The sequence below is a fragment of the Parasaccharibacter sp. TMW2.1882 genome, assembly GCF_023337635.1.
In the GTDB taxonomy this organism is placed as follows: Bacteria; Pseudomonadota; Alphaproteobacteria; order Acetobacterales; family Acetobacteraceae; genus Bombella; species Bombella apis.
Map to the genome: position 1 here is coordinate 407,146 of NZ_NWUT01000001.1, position 17,018 is coordinate 424,163.

Consider the following 17,018-nt stretch of genomic DNA (forward strand, 5'->3'; position numbering starts at 1 on the left):
CCTAGATGACAGGCCAGTGGCGGCAAGAAGAAATTTTATTTTTACGGACTCCATGGTACTTCCTTTATATTTAATTTTTTGTTCGTCATCCCGATTATTCTCCCAATAATGCATCTGAAAATAGGTATTGACCAGTCTCCGCCGTCACATTTATTGGTTTCCCTTATCTTCTTGCCATTTATAGAAAATTCACACGGGGCATCTATACCGTACGCCACTGAAATTGCGTGTCCGTAATCAGTTTCAGATATTGCAATGTCAATTTCATCTCCTTTCTCTTTTCTTATTTTTTCTGATATCGTATTAACGTAATACTGAATCTCGCTTTCGAGACGTTCGCCTCGCTCAACCAGCGCATCGGGGACAGGCGCCTTCCCATCGAGAAATTTCCGCAAACTGTCCTCCCTGATTTGGAACAGCTGTGACGCTGATTTCAGGGATAACCCGGTTGACTGGAGAAGTGAGGAAAAAATTATCCTGTTATTCTCTGCCCTTTCGTCACGATCCCGATACCTGATCGCCGCATATCGAGTGTTATTTTTGACTGGGATATCGCTGCCCCACTCCCTACGCAATATCGAGATCAGGCGGTCAATTTTTTTCTCAGGGATAAAATCGTTTATCTCCCTGGAGAAATGCGTGCGGATGGGTATTCCGGACTGCGGCGGCGTGTCTTCCCTGATAGGCACGCTCTTGGCCCGGAATCCGGTTACAATCAGATTCCCATCGTCGCTCTTCTCGAAAAACGGCACATCAGCGAACTGGTCTTCTTCCAGCGGCGTGTCTTTATAGCAGATATAAACGTAGATTCCATAAGGAACGCCTTTTATTCCGCCAACCTTTATAACCAGATTATCAAAAAAACGGCGCTTCAGCTCGCCAGTCTCCCATCCGCTATAGGCCGTGGCGATCTCACGGGAACGCAATGGGGGGCGGCTCATCAGATTGTTTTTACTGCTCATCGTATTTCTCTCGTTCGTCTGTTTTGTGTGGACGCCGGGAAGTCCCAGCGTCCATGAATCTCGTTAGTGGAGGTCGGCGGCCCTCTTGGTGAAATAATCAATCACGAAATCCTCATCCTGCGTCCCACGCAATTCAACGTACAGATCGAGAAGAGAATTCAGATCGTCTGGGTTGAGGATTTCTTTCCCCTCGCACGCCACAAAATACTCAGTGAGTTCACCATGCCAGCGGTCGTTATTGCCCTCTGCTGTGGCCCTTGTGCGCTTTTCGACCTCTTCCAGTATCTCGATAAGTCCAGTACCCGTTGCAGGAGCGTTCAGCCATTCTTGAGGACGATTGGTGAAATCGCCCACACTGTTGCTGCGAATATCGTTTGCGACGTTTTCGGGCAGGCGGCGCATCAGGATAAATTGTGTCATGTTTCATCTCCTATTCACCTAGGGATCATTCCCTGTGGTGTGATTCTGTTGTATACCGATAGTATACAGAGCGCAAGAGGTTTTTTGTTTTTACAGAAAAAAATCAACCCACCCTGAGGAACCGCCGTTTCGTGGCACTCGAATCGCCTCACCATCACCTCGCCCTCACCTCTAACAGGTAGCTGGGACGGCCTATTCCCTCACAGATTAGGTCTGCCCACTCCTGTAGGATGGCGCGGCGTTCCTCTACGTGCTGCGCCCTATTATAGGCGGCGGCTATTTTATCGTTTTTCTCGTGGGCAAGAATCAGCTCAATGAAAGCCCCGTCCTGTGGGCGGCGGGTGTTCATTATTGTGGAGAGGGACGACCTGAACCCGTGTGGGCAGTGAACACCCTGATAGCCCGCCCTATTGAGGCAATAGCCCAGGGCGTTCCCTGACAGGGGCCTATTCACGTTGTGTTGCGAAGGGAACAGATACGGGGCGTTCCCTGTCAGCTCTCTCAATACCTCCAGAACCTCCAAGGCCTGCCGTGATAACGGCACCACATGCGCCCGCTTCATCTTCATGCGCTGGGCCGGGATATTCCAGATATCGCCGGTAATCTCGCTCCAGAGGGCACCACACACCTCCCCCGGCCTCACACCTGTAAGAGCCAGAAAGCGCAGGGCTAGCAGAGTTGTCGGCCTGGCGGGCATGCTCTCCACATCTGCGAATAACTGATACAGCCCCGGCAGTTCCGTAATGGCAGGTCGTCTCTGGTGTACGACTGGGGCTAGAACACTCTTGAGATTTGCCGCCGGGTTGCTGTCCGTCAGACCATGAGCAACAGCATGGATGAATACGGCACTGATACGTTGCAGCACTCTTCTACTGGTCTCGATGGCGGCCCGTTTCTCAATATCCCTGACAACAGCCAGAATCATGGGCGGGGTAATCTCTGCTACAGGGACATTCCCCAGCTTCGGCCACACAAACTGCTCCAGAGTGGAGCGCACTTGACCACCATGTTTTGGCGTCCACCGCCCCATATTTGCCTTTAACCAGTCTTCCCCGACGCTATGGAGGCGGTTCTTTACCCCAGCGGCGGCGGCCTTTTCCTGCTTTCTGGTAATGTTCGGGTCACGATTGGCCCTAAGCTCAGCCTTTGCCTTATCACGGGCGGCCCGTGCCTGTGCCAGAGAAACTTCTGGATATGGCCCGATTGATAAGGTATTCTCTTTCCCGCCTACCCTGTATCGGAACTGCCAGAGTTTCGACCCATTGGGTAAGACCCTGATAGCCAAGCCGCCTGAGTCGGCCTTTCTGTAGGGTTTCTCTTGGGGTTTCAGACGTTTTACAGCAATGTCGGTCAGCATTTACCCACTATAGCCGACCGTTACCCACAAAAATACCCGCATTTTTATGTCGTTAAATGTCGCTACATGTCACGATGTGGCGCATTGTGGCGTTCATTTTTGGCTGTTTTCTGCGGCTTTTGTCGTGTGGTGTCGCTATATGGCATGGAACCGTGGCGGAGGGGATGGGATTCGAACCCACGATACGGGAGTTACCCGTATAACGGTTTAGCAAACCGCCGCCTTCAGCCTCTCGGCCACCCCTCCGCTGTAAACGGTTTTCACACGGCGTTTGCAGGAGTGTTTGTAGGGGGAAATGACGTTGACGTAAACCCCCTACAACACTCTTTTTTATATTTTTCAGGAGGCAAGAAGCTTCTTCAACAGCTCGTTCACCATGGCAGGATTTGCCTTCCCTTTCATCGCCTTCATCGTCTGTCCGACGAAGAAGCCGAAGAGCTTGTCCTTACCGCTCCTGTACTCCTCAACCTTGTCCGCATTGGCTGCCAGAATATCACTGATGGCTGCCTCAATGGCTCCCGTGTCGGTCACCTGCCGCAGGCCCTTGCGATCCACGATGACAGAGGGCTTCTCCCCCGTCTCCACCATGTCCTCGAAGACTTCCTTGGCAATCTTCCCGTTGATGGTGGAATCACTGATCAGGGACAGAAGCTCACGCAGGGCCTCGGCAGAAACAGGACTATCCTCGATGCTGCGCCCCGTACGGTTCAATGCGGCGAAGAAGTCACCCAGAATCCAGTTCGTGGCCAGACGGGCATCAGCCCCACGGGCAACCGTCTCGTAAAAATCGGCAACGGACTGCTCCGCCGTCAGCACGCCAGACTCATAGCGGGACACGCCATATTCTTTTTCCAGACGGGCACGCTTGTCCTCTGGAAGTTCCGGCAAGGCAGCCTTCAGCTCATCAACCCAGGACTGCTCGATGACCAGCGGAAGAAGATCCGGCTCCGGGAAGTAGCGGTAATCATGCGCATCTTCCTTCGTCCGCAGAGACCGTGTCTCGCTCTTCACATGGTCGAAAAGACGGGTCTCCTGATCGATCTCTCCACCAGACTCCCAGATGTCCACCTGCCGCTGCGCCTCGACCTCGATCGCCTGCATGACAAAACGCACGGAATTGACGTTCTTGATCTCGCAGCGCGTGCGATACCCTTCTTCCCCCTCACGGCGGACGGAAACGTTCACATCCGCACGCATGGAGCCTTCCTCCATGTTGCCGTCACACGTCCCCAGATAACGGAGAATCTGACGCAGCTTGCGGAGGTAAGCCCCAGCCTCTTCCGGAGAGCGGATATCCGGCTCACTCACGATCTCCATGAGAGCAACACCCGCACGGTTCAGATCGATGAAAGAGCGTGTCGGGTCCTGATCGTGAATGGACTTGCCTGCATCCTGTTCCATATGCATGCGGGTCACGCCAATATGGCGGATCTCACCATCAGAAAGTTCGATCTCGACCGTGCCCTTACCAACGATCGGATGCTCGAACTGACTGATCTGATAGCCCGTCGGAAGATCAGCGTAGAAATAGTTCTTCCGGTCAAAGCGGCTGAAAAGATTGATCTGTGCCCGCAACCCAAGGCCCGTCCGTACGGCCTGTGCCACACACTCACGGTTCAGGACAGGCAACATGCCGGGAAAACCGGCATCAACCAAGCTGACGTGCGTGTTGGGCTCCCCGCCATATTCCGCAGAGGCACCGGAGAACAGCTTGGACTGGCTGACAATCTGGGCATGGACCTCCAGCCCGACAATGACTTCCCATTCGCCAGTTTCACCCGTGATACGATATGCGCTCATGCTGACACCCCTGCATGAATGGTGGGACGATGGGTAAAGGAAGCGGCCCGCTCCAGAACGGAGCCGGCGGCCAGCAGCGTTTCTTCATCAAAGAAACGGCCGATCAGCTGGAGCCCGAGCGGCACGCCACGGCCATCCAGCCCGGCCGGAACGGACAGGGCCGGCACGCCTGCCATGCTGGCCGGCACCGTAAAGACGTCATTCAGATAGACCTGAACCGGATCAGTCGGCTTTTCATCCCAGGCAAAAGCCCCGGAAGGAGCCGTTGGTGCTAGGATGACATCAACCGTTTCATACGCCTTCAGGAAGTCACGCTGGAGCAGCGTACGAACCTTCTGGGCACGAAGATAGTAAGCATCGTAATAGCCAGAAGACAGCACATAGGTGCCCAGCAGGATACGGCGCTTCACCTCATCCCCAAATCCGGCAGCACGGGTGGCTTCATAAAGTGCATCCAGAGACGCACCGCTGACACGCTCCCCAAAGCGGACACCATCATACCGGGCGAGGTTGGAGGATGCCTCTGCCAGAGCAGCAATGTAATAGGCTGGCAGACCATACTTCGTATGCGGCAGGGAAATGTCCACCACTTCGGCGCCAGCCTCTTTCAACCAGTTGATCCCCTGCTGCCAGATGGCTTCAATCTCGGCAGGCAGACCATCGATGCGATATTCCTTTGGAATACCGACCTTCAGCCCCTTCACGCCACGTCCAAGAGCCGCCTCATAATGTGGGACGGGCCTGTTCACGCTGGTGGAATCCTTGGGGTCGAACCCTGCCATGGATTCAAGAAGAATGGCACAGTCCTGAAGGGTACGGGCCATCGGCCCCGCCTGATCCAGAGAGCTGGCAAAGGCGATCGTCCCAAACCGGGAGCAGCGGCCATAGGTCGGCTTGATTCCCGTAATACCGCAGAAAGCCGCAGGCTGACGGATGGAACCGCCCGTATCTGTCCCGGTCGCTCCCAGAACAAGCCCTGCCGCCACAGCAGCAGCGGACCCGCCAGAAGAGCCACCCGGCACAAGCTTTGCATCGGAATCACGACGCTTCCACGGATTTTCCACACCACCAAAAGCAGAGGTCAGGTTCGTGGAGCCCATGGCGAATTCATCAAGATTCAGTTTGCCCAGCGAAATGGCCCCATCACGCTTCAGGTTCGCTGTCACTGTGCTTTCGTAAGGCGGCACAAAATTACCCAGAATCTTGCTGGCAGCCGTCGTACGAACGCCTTCAGTTGCAAAAAGGTCCTTGATCCCGATGGGCAGGCCACAGAGGCTTCCACCTTCTCCCTTCGCCAGAAGGGCATCCGCTTCTTTGGCGGCCAGACGGGCCTGCTCGGGCGTGCGGGTGATGAAGCTGTTCAGCCCACCATCAAGACGTTCAATGGCATCAATATGGGCATCGACCAGCTCGACGGCAGAAATCTTGCGGGACCGGAGAGCCTCACGGGCAGAAGCAAGAGTATGATCAAAAATGCTGCTCATCATTCCACCACCTTCGGCACGGTATAGAAGGGGCCTTCACGGTCCGGTGCGTTGGAGAGCACCTTGTCCCGACAGTTGCCATCTGTCACCTGATCGTCCCGCAGACGTGGCTGGGCCAAACCAGTTCCAATCATCGGTGGAACGTCGGTCACATCAACCTCATTGAGCTGGTCAACCCAGCCAATGATCCCCTGCATCTCTTTCTGATAGGTATGAACCTGCTCTTCCGAGAGGCCAACCCTTGCCAGCCTGGCCATTTTTGCCACTGTTTTCGCATCAAGCGACATGTATAATCCTGCTTTCAGACATCAATCACATCAGCCTATTACGGCCATGGAAGCGATCATACCCCTTTGCCATGACACTATTCAATCCACATGACCTGCGTAATCAGCTCCCTGCAGCACATTCCATCTTGGGGCTGGACCCCGGCAGCAAACAGATTGGCGTGGCGCTCTCCGACACTGCTCTCATGCTGGCCTCCCCCCTGACCGTGCTGGCCCGTGGTAAAATGAAGCAGATGGTTCCCCAGTTTCAGACCCTCTGTCGTAAACATGAAATTGGCGGGATTGTGGTCGGCCTTCCACTTTCACTGGATGGCAGCTTTGGCCCGGCGGCACGTGCCGCCAGTGACTGGGCCAATGACCTTAGTGAGCGGCTGGGCCTGCCTGCCTGCCTGTGGGATGAGCGGCTTTCATCCAGTGCCGTAAACCGCTTCCTCGTTCAGGAAGCCGACATGACCCGCAAGAGGCGTGGCGAGGTCGTGGACAAGATGGCCGCCGCTTACATGCTCCAGGGCTGGCTGGACGCCACTGCGGCCTGATCCTGCCGATACAAAAAAGAGAGGCCGCATAAATGCGGCCTCCCCTCCTGCATGACATCCAATCGAAATGATCAGATGGTCTTGCGCCAATCACCCCAATCGGTGGAAACCGGGCGGCTGCCAGAATGGGCAGACTGATACATGGCCTGAATCAGACGGACATCCTGCATCCCTTCCTCACCCGTGGCTGCCAGCGGCGTATTGTTGGCAACGCTGATGGCCAGATGATCCAGCTGTGCAGAGAACTGGTTCAGGGCCGGGATGGTGAACATCGGGGTGGACCATGTATGCGTGTCACCAGTGGTGCAGTGGCTGACACTGTTGCACCAGTAACTCGTGGCCGGGTCCATCCGCAGGGAGGCGTCCGTCCCCTGAAGGTTGAAGCGGGACATGGCATTCACGTTGAAGGAGGCGCTGCCATGTGCCACGGCACCGGAACGGTACTTCATGATCCAGACGATGGTCTCGTCGATCTCACGGAACATCGGGTCAGACGGCGGCATGATGGTGGCCTGGACCTCGATTGGATCTTCATTCAGCATGTAGCGTGAACCGTTGACGCCATAGATGCCCAGATCCATCAGCGCACCACCACCAGACAGGGAGCGGGTCAGACGCCACTGGTAGGTCGGATCCGTCGGGTCGGTATTGTCACCGTTATCCGTGGTAATGATCTGCGGCTTGCCAATGCTGGTACGGGCCAGCTCGATAGCCTTGTGCGTAACGGGGTCAAAGTGGCAGCGATAGCCAATCATGAGCTTCTTGCCAGCCTTCTTGCCGGCAGCAATCATGCGCTGACACTCTTCGACCGTGACGGCCATCGGCTTCTCACACAGCACATGCTTGCCGGCACGGAAAGAACGCTCCGTGAAGTCGGCATGCAGGGAGTTGGGCAGGATGATGTAAACGGCGTCAACCTCCGGGTCCTGCGCAATCTTGTCAAAATTGTCGTAGGTGTAGAGGTGCGATTCCTCGATCCCGTAATGCTTGCCCAGACGACGGGCCTTGTTGATGTCGCCGCTGACCAGCGCCGTCACCTTGGCATATTCACACTCGGCAAAAGCCGGCAGGATCTGATTGACGGCATATTTGCCAAGACCCACGATGGCATAGCCAAATTTGCGGGGACCATCATTCATCGGGCGAAGCAGATTCGGATACGGGCGTTTGCCCAGCCCGGCAGGCGGTGCGGGGAAACCGAGAGACTGGGCCACAGCCTTGCCAGCGCCGCCAGCCAGAATAGAAGCACCGAGTGCTCCAAGAACATGCCGACGACCTGCATTTACTGGTTTATGTGGTGAGTGAGAGCTCATTATGAATACATCCTTTTCACTCAAGTAAGCAGCCCCGCACGATTACAAAGGCTGGTGACGAACGGAAAATTCCATTGCTTCCCGCTTCGTTTCCCCGAAGTTAAGACTCCAGACGGGGTAATTGCAATTAACCTTGGGAAAGGAATTATTTTTGAAGGCAAGAAAGGCAATAAATAAAATTTATCTTAAAAATAAAATTCTTATTTTACAATAAGTTAAAATCAGATAAGGCGTAGTCCAGTTTCATCATGGCAACTGTATGGATGGGCTGCATTTTTATCATGGCATGAACAAAAATGGCCGCATCCCCCGTTCCAGGAGATGCGGCCATTTCACAAAAACCGAATAATCCGGTCTGAATTACCCGTTACATTTTATGAAACGCACAGAGCTTGTTTCCGTCCGGGTCACGAAGATAGGCCAGATAAAGCTTCATGCCCATCACCACACGCTCACCTGGCGGATTTTCAACAGCTGTTCCCCCTGCCCTGATGCCAGCTTCATGCCACCTGCGTACATCCTCGGGAGACGACAGGCCGAGACCAACCGTACCGCCATTGGCAGCCGTAGCAGCCTCCCCGTTGATCGGACGTGTGATGATGAATATCTGCCCATCCTTCTGGTACACGATCCTGTCCGGATTATCCTGCGGGCAGAAATCAGCTCCCATGACACCGAACAGGGCATCATAGAACGCCTTGGCCTTTTCCAGATCGTTCGATCCCACAACAATATGACTCAGGAACATGGTCTCTTCCTTTCCACACCAATACACATTCTCTGCGCGTACCAGAAAATCTACAGGCTAAGTGAAATTTTCGCTAGAATAGAAAAAAGATGGCTATACAGCCACCTGCACTTCAAGCATATTTTCAGGGAGTTAATCACCAGAGGGGTGGTGGGCGCAACAGGGATTGAACCTGTGACCCCTACCATGTCAAGGTAGTGCTCTACCGCTGAGCTATGCGCCCCCGTCTGGTGTGAAATGGTGTTTACCTCAGCCTATGGATTGTGGCAAGCCTTTATTGTGAAAAAAAATCAGAAACTTCCATGCACCAACACTGCCCGCCCGTCTTCCACTGTCGGGATCCATCTTCCTTCCTGCCGGAAGCGGACACCCTTCCTGCTTTCCTCTCCACATTCAGGGCGCAATTACCCCCAGCATTTCCTGGAAATGGCCGTCCTGCCCATGACAGAGCTGGAACGCATGGAGGACCGATTTACCGATCAGCTCCTTCGATATGCCCCTGAGAATGGCCTGAGCCTCGTGCAGGCCCTGTTTCCTCGCAGTTTCTGCGATGTAAACCGGGACTGGAGAGAACTGGATGCCACCATGTTTTCTCCTCCTCTCATTGAGAAGGACCTCATCCTCAGCACGAAAGTCAGCGCAGGTTATGGTGTCATTCCCCGCTGCACATCGCCAGGCAAGAGCATCTACCGCTATTGCCTGCCTCTCGAAGAGGCGGGACATCGCCTTTCACAATATTGGGAGCCATACCATACAGCGCTCCAGCAGACGCAGAAAACACTGCACGCACAGTTTGGCGCTTCCATCCTGCTGGACATCCATTCCATGCCACCACTGGCACAGTCCCGCCCCTGTGATGTCGTCCTAGGGAACAGGCATGGGAAAACCTGCTCCGACAGACTTATCAGCCTAGTAGAGCACCTTTTTCTCGAGAAAGGATACCATGTCCAGCGAAACACACCCTACTCGGGCGGCTACATAACGGGCAGATACGGCCAGATGGAAGAAAATCGGCAGACCCTGCAGGTGGAAATCAACCGTGCCTGCTACCTGAACTTGCAGACGTTACAACCCAACCGCCATTTTGAAAAAGTACAGAAAGACATCACGGACATTCTATCCGAAATGGCACGGACTCACCCTGCCCCATAAACCGGGCAGGGCAAATCAGAGAACAGGACTTACCTGCCCAGAAGAAACGCTATCCCGGCAAGACGGTTGTTCTGTGCAACCTGAGCCACAGCCACCCCCTTGGCATTCCGTACGATTCCCTTCGAATCGATCGACCCTACCACCGTGCCCGTATTGTCATACACGACACCGGTCCGATCAACTTCTCCGATGATCTTCCCCGTACTGTTGTCCTCCACCGCTCCTGCAGGACTCACAGAACCAGAAAACGGCGCCGTTATCTGCTTCAGCCCTCCCTGCTGAGCCGTGGTATTTCCCGAAGCAGCGAACCCTATGGAAGAAGTACAGGCCCCAATGGCCATTCCTCCCAGCAGAAACATACGGGCCAGCCTGGATGATAAAGACATGGCTATCTCCTCCTGTTTTCCTTCATCAGAACACACTGAAGGAAAAGAAAAAACCTCACATACACAGGAGCCTCGTATGATCCAATCAATCATACCCACGGGACTCGCAGTAATTCCCGCCCCCCCTGCAATTATCCCACGTTCACATATCGTGACGGGCACAAAGCTTATTGCCATCGGGGTCCCGGAGATAGGCCATGAAATATTTCCTGCCTCCGATGGTCCGCACGCCAGGTGCGTCTTCTATTGCGGTTCCACCATGCTCAACACCAGCCCTGTGCCAAGCCTCCACCGCCTCCACGCTCGAAAGGGCAAAACCAAGGGTAAAGCCATTCGCAGCTGTGGCAGGCTGCCCATCAATGGGGCGCCCAACCATGAACATCTGACCATCCTTCTCGTAAAGCAGCTTACCCATTAGTTCCCCAAGGGCCTGCCCTCCAAGAACGTTGAAAAGGGCATCGTAGAAAGCCTTGGCCCGTGGCAGATCATTCGTCCCGATGACAACGTGCGTATACAGCATAACCCCTCCATCCACTTGCAGACATCCAACCATCTTTGAAAGTGGGGACCACAACAGGACAGTTCAATCCCTCAGATACAGGCTACGCATGATCACCCTATCTTCCAAGCGTATACCATCGCATCACGACAAAGAACGTTCCGTGCATTTTTCATCATTCTGCAAACAGGAATGGACAAAAATAAAATGTGATAAATTTTATCTCGTGGAATTGGGCAAGAACAATACCGACAAAACGAAATCCGGTCAGTTCAACCAAAAGCTGTCATTTTAAAAATGACGACACAAAGTCACCGTCAATTAAAAACAATAAGGCAGCAAAACAACTGCAAAAGCGAAAAACGACATTTTTTCAGGAAAGCCATGGTGGATGCGACAGGGATTGAACCTGTGACCCCTGCCGTGTGAAGGCAGTGCTCTACCGCTGAGCTACGCATCCGTCTCTTTGGATGAGCGCCTTATACCGCTCTCCCCCGGCGCTTGCAAGAGCAATAAGGGAGAACGGTACAGATTATTTCAATAACCCTCTCAAAAACCAAACATGTGATCCAGAGAGAAACTCCCAACGCCATTCTCCAGCCCATGATACCCGAACAGACGGCAGGTCAGGTCCCGTATGAGAACATACCCCCCCTCTCCTGCCTTCTGTAACAGCTCCGCATCAAAAAGCTCATGAGGCTTCAGAAGCCAGGAACCGGAAGGCTGAATACTGATGGTCTCCTGCGCCACTTCAGCTCCATTGGCAGCGTGAAGATGCAGACAGGTCCTGGAAGGCTGACGCCCATCCCGCAGGGACGTGGGATAGATCAGATGGCAGAAGCTTTTCAGGGTAACACCATCAAGCTTCTGCCCCAGCTTCAGGAACAGCCGGGTGGTCAGGCCCGGCGGTGGACCTGCATAAGACTGCGGCTCATTCCGCCAGGTCATCATGGTGTTGAAAATATGTCCGCCAAAACTGGTTTCGGCGGCATGATCTGTCCCGATATGGCGATAACGCATCAGCGCATGAGGCCAGCCATCTCCCTCCCCCCCATCACGGAAATCATAGACCAGCTCCGCATGACCGGGCTGATTCATCAGTTCATGCAGGGCCACGGCTCCCTGATGATTCCGGGGCAGATTACCCAGAAAATGGCTCCCACAGCTCTGGCCTGCTTCATCAAACAGATCCAGCCTCATCGGCAGGCTCTCCAGAGCTTCCGACATGGGGGTCGGCTGGACGAAACTCGTATAGATGGCCGGGTCCGGCACCGGAAAAGGCAGAACGAAACCACGCCCAAGCAACGGGGACATCGTGCGGATTGCCGGGTCCGGCAGCAGGTCGGCACGCTCAACATTCATATGGGCAATACGGGTCCGGCCCCTCTGCACAACCTCGTAGCGGGGCCGCACCAGATGCTGCCCGGAACGAAGTTCAAGCTGGGCTGGCCATTCCAGATCAGGAAACAACGCTCCCACATCAACAGCGACCGTCTCATAAGGTCCGATAACCTGCCTTACCGCACGATGCTCTTCCTCGCCCATCGGGTTCAGCGTGATCGCCCCTGACGGAATGGCCGTGCCATGACTGTTCTGTATCCAGAGGCGGACCGTCTCCTCGTCGTCTGGAGCTGGCAATGTGGCAAAGCGCATGGAAGGCCAGGCATTGGCATCATGGGTAACAGACAGGCTGGGATCACCATTCCGGCCAAAGCTGTCCAGCGCATATTTCACGACATCATGGCCTTTCGCCCCGATGACATGAATGAAAAGCTGTCCAACAAAATCTGGCAGGCCAAACTGTTTCTTCACCGTGCGGCTGTCAATCACTACACCCGCATCAGCCTCTTCCACCTCCTCAAACCATTCAGCCAGAACGTGACCAGTAACATCAAAGAGCCGCAACCAATAGCGGATCGTTTCTGCACCATAATTCGACCAATAATTCGCCGTAACCAGCCTGGTGCTGAACTGTTCAGTCTCCCGGAAAAAGGCAAAATTGGTCGCAAAATTGCATTTGTCCAGATAAGGCCGCCGGTAAGGCAGAAATTTATCCGGCAACCGCGCATCCCCCAGAGTATGAAGAGGCTTCCCTCCGAGAAATCCCCCAAGACGGAACCGCATCCTGGCATCATCAAAAGACAGGGCCAGGACCGCATCCGCATCAATCTCGGCAATGTGGACGACAGCCTTTTTCTGCCCGCCAAATCCATCAGGCTGCCCGACCTGCTCGCTATCATGCGTCAGGATGACGGAAGGCTGAAGAGCAGGATACAGCCCGCATACTGTCGGCAGGTACCCCTCCGGGTCATAAACGGCAAGAGAGCAGTGCTGAAGCGTCTGCTCCAGCTCTTTCATTCCCTCTACAACCAGAGGGTGAGACAAAGCCTTATAAAGGACGTTCCCCCCCTGCGGGCCAAATGTCTTGATATCCAGCATTGGGTCATCCTTCCTGATTGAACTGAATACGGCGATGTATTTCTTCTGCTGCCAGAGAAGTATCGTCAAGTCTTTTACAAGGAGAAAACGAAACGTTTCTTAAAGAAGACTGCACACGTCCCTCTTTTTCAAGTATCTCGACGAACCTCTCAAGCCTTGAGGACCGACCCTTCAATGGCAGAATACAGACAGGGCGATCCGTCGCCACTGCTTCGGAGATCATGGATACACTGTCCTGCGTCACAGCCAGAGCATCAGCGCAGGCCAGCAGTCCCATATAAGGATTCTCATTCCCTTTTCCTTCCATCACGACACCCCCCAGAGGCATCAGGCGCTCCCGCAGCACCTCCAAAGCCTGCCGTGATGTCCGTCTGGATGGTGTCAGCACGCAGCGAACACCAGTTACCTGCATGAAACCGGCCAGCTTCTCCGACAGGACCGCAGCTTCGGCCTCTTCCAACCTGTACCGCCCATTGGAGCCACCCAGAAGCACCCCCAACACCTTTTCTGCCCCTGCCCGGATACGATCCTTCCACAGCTTGCCAGCTTCTTCCAGACGGGCCGGTGTAACATCATGCATGGCTGTACGGACTGAAAGCACATTCGGCCCCTCAAGCCGGTCATGCTGACTGGCCACGACAAGAGCAAAGGGAGAGAGTTTCACTCGTGGGTGCTGTATCTGCACTACTGGCAGACCGTACCGTTTTCCGAGAGCCGCCCCGGCCACGCCGCCCTTTCCACCCACGCTGATGATGAGACGGGTTGCAGAAGAAAGGCTGAATGGGGCAAAAAGACCCAGAGAATGCGGCCAGAAACGGACGGACAGACGTGAGACCAGCCTTCCCCTGTTGGTGATGACAGGATGGAACTCCCACGAAAAACCCGTCCGCTCTGCCAGCCCTCGCCCCTGGGATCTCATTCCGGCGAAATCTTCAGCTATGATGGCTGCATGCATTCCTGATCTCCTGCGGGTATGGTCCCGTGCATCACATCGACATCCCTCTTCTGGCAAGAACAGCATTCATGACACAAACAGATTTTACAGACCTCGGCCTTTCAGACGAGCTGGCACAGGCCGCCTGGAAAGCAGGCATGGCCAGACCAACCCCCATACAGCAGCAGGGCATCCCCCCCCTTCTGGCGGGGCGTGACGTTCTCCTGCCCGGCCAGACCGGCACGGGCAAGACGGCAGCTTTCGTCCTGCCCGCCCTCCAGAAACTGGCCAGCCTCAAGCAGGACGGAACTGCCGGGTCCATTCCACGGGTCCTGATCCTAGAGCCAACCCGTGACCTCGCCATGCAGACAGCCGGGGTCTGCCGTCAGCTGGGCCGTCAACTTCCCCTCCGCACGCGGGTCATCTGTGGCGGCGTGCCCCGTGACCAGCAGGCACGCTCACTGGAACAGGGAGCCGACATCATCGTCGCCACACATGGCCGCCTTCTGGACTTCGTGGAGAAAGGCGAACTGTCGCTGGAACACATCATCTATCTGGTGCTGGATGAGGCTGACCGTCTTCTGGATGAAGAATTCTCCGCCAGCATGACGGCTCTCGTGCCCTATATCGCCGACCGGCCCCAGACCATCTTCTGTTCCGCCACGCTGCCGGAACCTGTCATGGCACTGGCAAAACAGGTTACGAAAGACCCCGTGCGGGTGGAACCCGGCGAGGAAGAGGTCACGCCACGGCGCATCCGCCAGCAGGCCCTGTTCATCACCGAGGCGCAGAAAGACTCCCTGCTCCTGACACTTCTGGAACGGTCAGGAGCACAAGCCAAAGACGGAACGGGTCGAAGCATCATCTTCACGAAGACGAAGCAGAAAGCCGATTCCGTCGCAAAACTCCTGAGAAAAACCGGATACAGGGCCATTGCCCTGCATGGCGGGCAGACGCAGGGAGACCGCAAAAAGACTCTGGACCGCTACCAGAATCAGACCGGGTCCATCCTCGTGACAACGGACATTGCCGCCCGCGGACTTGATATTGACGACATCCAACTCGTCGTGAACATGGACCTGCCCCAGACGCCAGAACTCTACATTCACCGCATCGGCCGGACAGCCCGTGCGGGAAAGCAGGGGCGGGCCGTCACGTTCGCCACGCTGGAAGAACGGACCCGCCTGCGGGATATTGAGAAGCACATCCAGTACCGCATCCGCATCATCACGACGGAAACGCTATAGAACGGCCTTTCTGCCGGGGGCTGACTTTCACGCCCTCCCCCGGCTGAACTGAACATGATCAGGCAGACGCACGATCATAGATCGGGAAGCGAGCACACAGCTCCTTCACATCCTTGCGGATACGCTCGAAGGTAGCGTCATCATTCTCATCAGCGCTCAGCACGGCATCAATCATGCGAGCCACCTGACGGAACTCTGCCTCACCGAAACCACGGGCCGTGGCGGCCGGGCTGCCCAGACGCACGCCAGAGGTGACGAACGGCTTTTCCGGATCGAACGGCACGGCATTCTTGTTGGCGGTGATGCCAGCACGTTCCATAAGGGCCTCGGCCTTCTTGCCGGTCACCTTCTTGGGGCGCAGGTCCACCAGCACAAGATGAGTATCCGTACCACCCGTCACGATGTCGAACCCACATTTCAGCAGCTCGTCAGCCAGCGCACGGGCATTTGCCTGCACACGCTGCTGATATTCCTTGAACTCACCCTGCAGGGCCTCACCGAAAGCTACAGCCTTACCGGCGATGACGTGCATCAATGGGCCACCCTGGAGACCAGGGAACACCGCAGAGTTGATCTTCTTGGCGATCTCCGCATCGTTGGTCATGATGATGCCGCCACGGGGGCCACGCAGCGTCTTGTGTGTCGTGGAAGTCGTGATATCAGCGTGAGGAACCGGGCTGGGATAGAGGCCAGCCGCCACAAGCCCGGCGAAATGGGCCATGTCCACCATCAGATAGGCACCGACCTCATCAGCAATCTTGCGGAAACGGGGGAAGTCGATCACGCGGGGATAGGCCGAGCTGCCCGCCACGATGATGCGGGGTTTGTGCTCACGGGCCAGACGCTCCATCTCCTCGTAATCGAGCAGGCCGTCCTCGCCACGCACGCCGTACTGCACAGCCTTGAACCATTTGCCGGAATAGTTCGGAGCGGCACCGTGGGTCAGGTGGCCACCGGCGGCAAGGCTCATGCCGAGGATGGTGTCACCCGGCTTTGCCAGTGCCATGAAGGCCGCCTGATTGGCATTGGCACCGGAATGGGGCTGGACATTGACGAATTCAGCACCGAAAAGTTTCTTCAGACGGTCAATGGCAAGATTCTCGACCTTGTCCACATCAACGCAGCCACCATAATAGCGGCGACCCGGCAGACCTTCGGCATATTTGTTGGTCAGGACGGACCCCTGAGCCTCCATTACGGCGAAAGACGCCATGTTCTCAGAAGCGATCAGCTCGATGCCATCCTGCTGGCGTTCAAGCTCGGCATTCAGGATCGCACTGACTTCATGATCCCTCTCCTTGAGGGGGGCATGAAAGAAAGAATGCAGACCGGCCTGATTGGTGCTTTTGGACATTGTCATCCATCTCCCGCAAAAAAACTCTTTTCTTTCTATAGGCGCGAGAGCTAAGCGCGTCTATCGTCGCAGGTTAATTACGTTTAAAAAATGCGAGAGA

Annotated in this window: 16 protein-coding genes and 3 tRNA genes; 3 read left to right on the forward strand and 16 right to left on the reverse strand. The window is 55.3% G+C overall.

Annotation, left to right across the window (positions count from 1 at the left end):
- Nucleotides 1-41 precede the first annotated feature (41 nt).
- From CO583_RS01975 to gatC, 7 genes are all read right to left on the reverse strand, one after another.
- On the reverse strand, nucleotides 42-962 hold the full coding sequence (locus CO583_RS01975; RefSeq protein ID WP_249103099.1) for a hypothetical protein: 921 nt from the start codon (nucleotides 960-962) through the stop codon (nucleotides 42-44).
- Nucleotides 963-1,025: 63 nt separating this feature from the next.
- Nucleotides 1,026-1,382, reverse strand: a complete 357-nt coding sequence (locus tag CO583_RS01980; RefSeq protein WP_249103101.1) for a hypothetical protein — start codon at nucleotides 1,380-1,382, stop codon at nucleotides 1,026-1,028.
- A 154-nt stretch (nucleotides 1,383-1,536) separates the two neighbouring features.
- Complete coding sequence (locus CO583_RS01985; RefSeq protein WP_249103103.1) at nucleotides 1,537-2,739, reverse strand: phage integrase central domain-containing protein; 1,203 nt, start codon at nucleotides 2,737-2,739, stop codon at nucleotides 1,537-1,539.
- Between the two features lie 153 nt (nucleotides 2,740-2,892).
- Nucleotides 2,893-2,985 (reverse strand) — tRNA-Ser (locus tag CO583_RS01990).
- 93 nt (nucleotides 2,986-3,078) lie between these two features.
- Entirely contained in the window at nucleotides 3,079-4,539 is a 1,461-nt protein-coding gene (gatB, locus tag CO583_RS01995; RefSeq protein ID WP_043560255.1) for an Asp-tRNA(Asn)/Glu-tRNA(Gln) amidotransferase subunit GatB, read from the reverse strand.
- Nucleotides 4,536-6,023 (reverse strand): Asp-tRNA(Asn)/Glu-tRNA(Gln) amidotransferase subunit GatA, encoded by a 1,488-nt coding sequence (gene gatA / locus CO583_RS02000; protein ID WP_043560258.1) that lies wholly within the window; start codon nucleotides 6,021-6,023, stop codon nucleotides 4,536-4,538. The genes gatB and gatA overlap by 4 nt, the downstream gene beginning before the upstream one ends.
- A complete protein-coding gene (gene gatC / locus CO583_RS02005; RefSeq protein WP_043560260.1) occupies nucleotides 6,023-6,310 on the reverse strand; it encodes an Asp-tRNA(Asn)/Glu-tRNA(Gln) amidotransferase subunit GatC in 288 nt (95 codons plus the stop codon). The genes gatA and gatC overlap by 1 nt, the downstream gene beginning before the upstream one ends.
- Before the next feature lie 71 nt (nucleotides 6,311-6,381).
- Here gatC and ruvX point away from each other — a divergent pair, with 71 nt between their 5' ends.
- Nucleotides 6,382-6,846 carry a Holliday junction resolvase RuvX gene (ruvX, locus tag CO583_RS02010; RefSeq protein WP_043560262.1) on the forward strand — a complete coding sequence of 155 codons (465 nt, stop codon included), beginning with the start codon at nucleotides 6,382-6,384 and terminating at the stop codon, nucleotides 6,844-6,846.
- 71 nt (nucleotides 6,847-6,917) lie between these two features.
- Here ruvX and CO583_RS02015 read toward each other — a convergent pair whose 3' ends face one another.
- The 3 genes from CO583_RS02015 to CO583_RS02025 form a co-directional block, all read right to left on the reverse strand.
- Nucleotides 6,918-8,159, reverse strand: a complete 1,242-nt coding sequence (locus tag CO583_RS02015) for a Gfo/Idh/MocA family protein (protein WP_052349072.1) — start codon at nucleotides 8,157-8,159, stop codon at nucleotides 6,918-6,920.
- A gap of 367 nt (nucleotides 8,160-8,526) precedes the next feature.
- Nucleotides 8,527-8,907 carry a VOC family protein gene (locus CO583_RS02020; RefSeq protein WP_081563114.1) on the reverse strand — a complete coding sequence of 127 codons (381 nt, stop codon included), beginning with the start codon at nucleotides 8,905-8,907 and terminating at the stop codon, nucleotides 8,527-8,529.
- 148 nt (nucleotides 8,908-9,055) lie between these two features.
- Nucleotides 9,056-9,130, reverse strand: a tRNA-Val gene (locus CO583_RS02025).
- Between the two features lie 14 nt (nucleotides 9,131-9,144).
- Here CO583_RS02025 and CO583_RS02030 point away from each other — a divergent pair.
- On the forward strand, nucleotides 9,145-10,059 hold the full coding sequence (locus CO583_RS02030; protein WP_086431016.1) for an N-formylglutamate amidohydrolase: 915 nt from the start codon (nucleotides 9,145-9,147) through the stop codon (nucleotides 10,057-10,059).
- Nucleotides 10,060-10,088: 29 nt separating this feature from the next.
- On the opposite strand, the gene CO583_RS02035 is transcribed toward CO583_RS02030, so the two are convergent.
- The 5 genes from CO583_RS02035 to CO583_RS02055 all read right to left on the reverse strand — a co-directional run bounded on the left by CO583_RS02035 (nucleotide 10,089) and on the right by CO583_RS02055 (nucleotide 14,338).
- Nucleotides 10,089-10,445, reverse strand: a complete 357-nt coding sequence (locus CO583_RS02035; protein ID WP_043560268.1) for a hypothetical protein — start codon at nucleotides 10,443-10,445, stop codon at nucleotides 10,089-10,091.
- A gap of 142 nt (nucleotides 10,446-10,587) precedes the next feature.
- Nucleotides 10,588-10,962: a VOC family protein gene (locus CO583_RS02040; RefSeq protein ID WP_081563466.1), complete on the reverse strand. Its 375-nt coding sequence runs from the start codon at nucleotides 10,960-10,962 to the stop codon at nucleotides 10,588-10,590.
- Between the two features lie 367 nt (nucleotides 10,963-11,329).
- A tRNA-Val gene (locus tag CO583_RS02045) sits at nucleotides 11,330-11,404 on the reverse strand.
- 89 nt (nucleotides 11,405-11,493) lie between these two features.
- The gene (locus CO583_RS02050; RefSeq protein ID WP_248630455.1) at nucleotides 11,494-13,383 is read right to left on the reverse strand and encodes a hypothetical protein; all 1,890 of its coding nucleotides are present in this window, start codon (nucleotides 13,381-13,383) and stop codon (nucleotides 11,494-11,496) included.
- A 4-nt stretch (nucleotides 13,384-13,387) separates the two neighbouring features.
- On the reverse strand, nucleotides 13,388-14,338 hold the full coding sequence (locus CO583_RS02055) for a mitochondrial fission ELM1 family protein (RefSeq protein ID WP_043560293.1): 951 nt from the start codon (nucleotides 14,336-14,338) through the stop codon (nucleotides 13,388-13,390).
- 68 nt (nucleotides 14,339-14,406) lie between these two features.
- Here CO583_RS02055 and CO583_RS02060 point away from each other — a divergent pair, with 68 nt between their 5' ends.
- Complete coding sequence (locus CO583_RS02060) at nucleotides 14,407-15,564, forward strand: DEAD/DEAH box helicase (RefSeq protein WP_248630454.1); 1,158 nt, start codon at nucleotides 14,407-14,409, stop codon at nucleotides 15,562-15,564.
- A gap of 58 nt (nucleotides 15,565-15,622) precedes the next feature.
- Here CO583_RS02060 and glyA read toward each other — a convergent pair whose 3' ends face one another.
- Nucleotides 15,623-16,918 (reverse strand): serine hydroxymethyltransferase, encoded by a 1,296-nt coding sequence (glyA, locus tag CO583_RS02065; protein WP_081563108.1) that lies wholly within the window; start codon nucleotides 16,916-16,918, stop codon nucleotides 15,623-15,625.
- Between the last annotated feature and the right edge of the window lie 100 nt (nucleotides 16,919-17,018).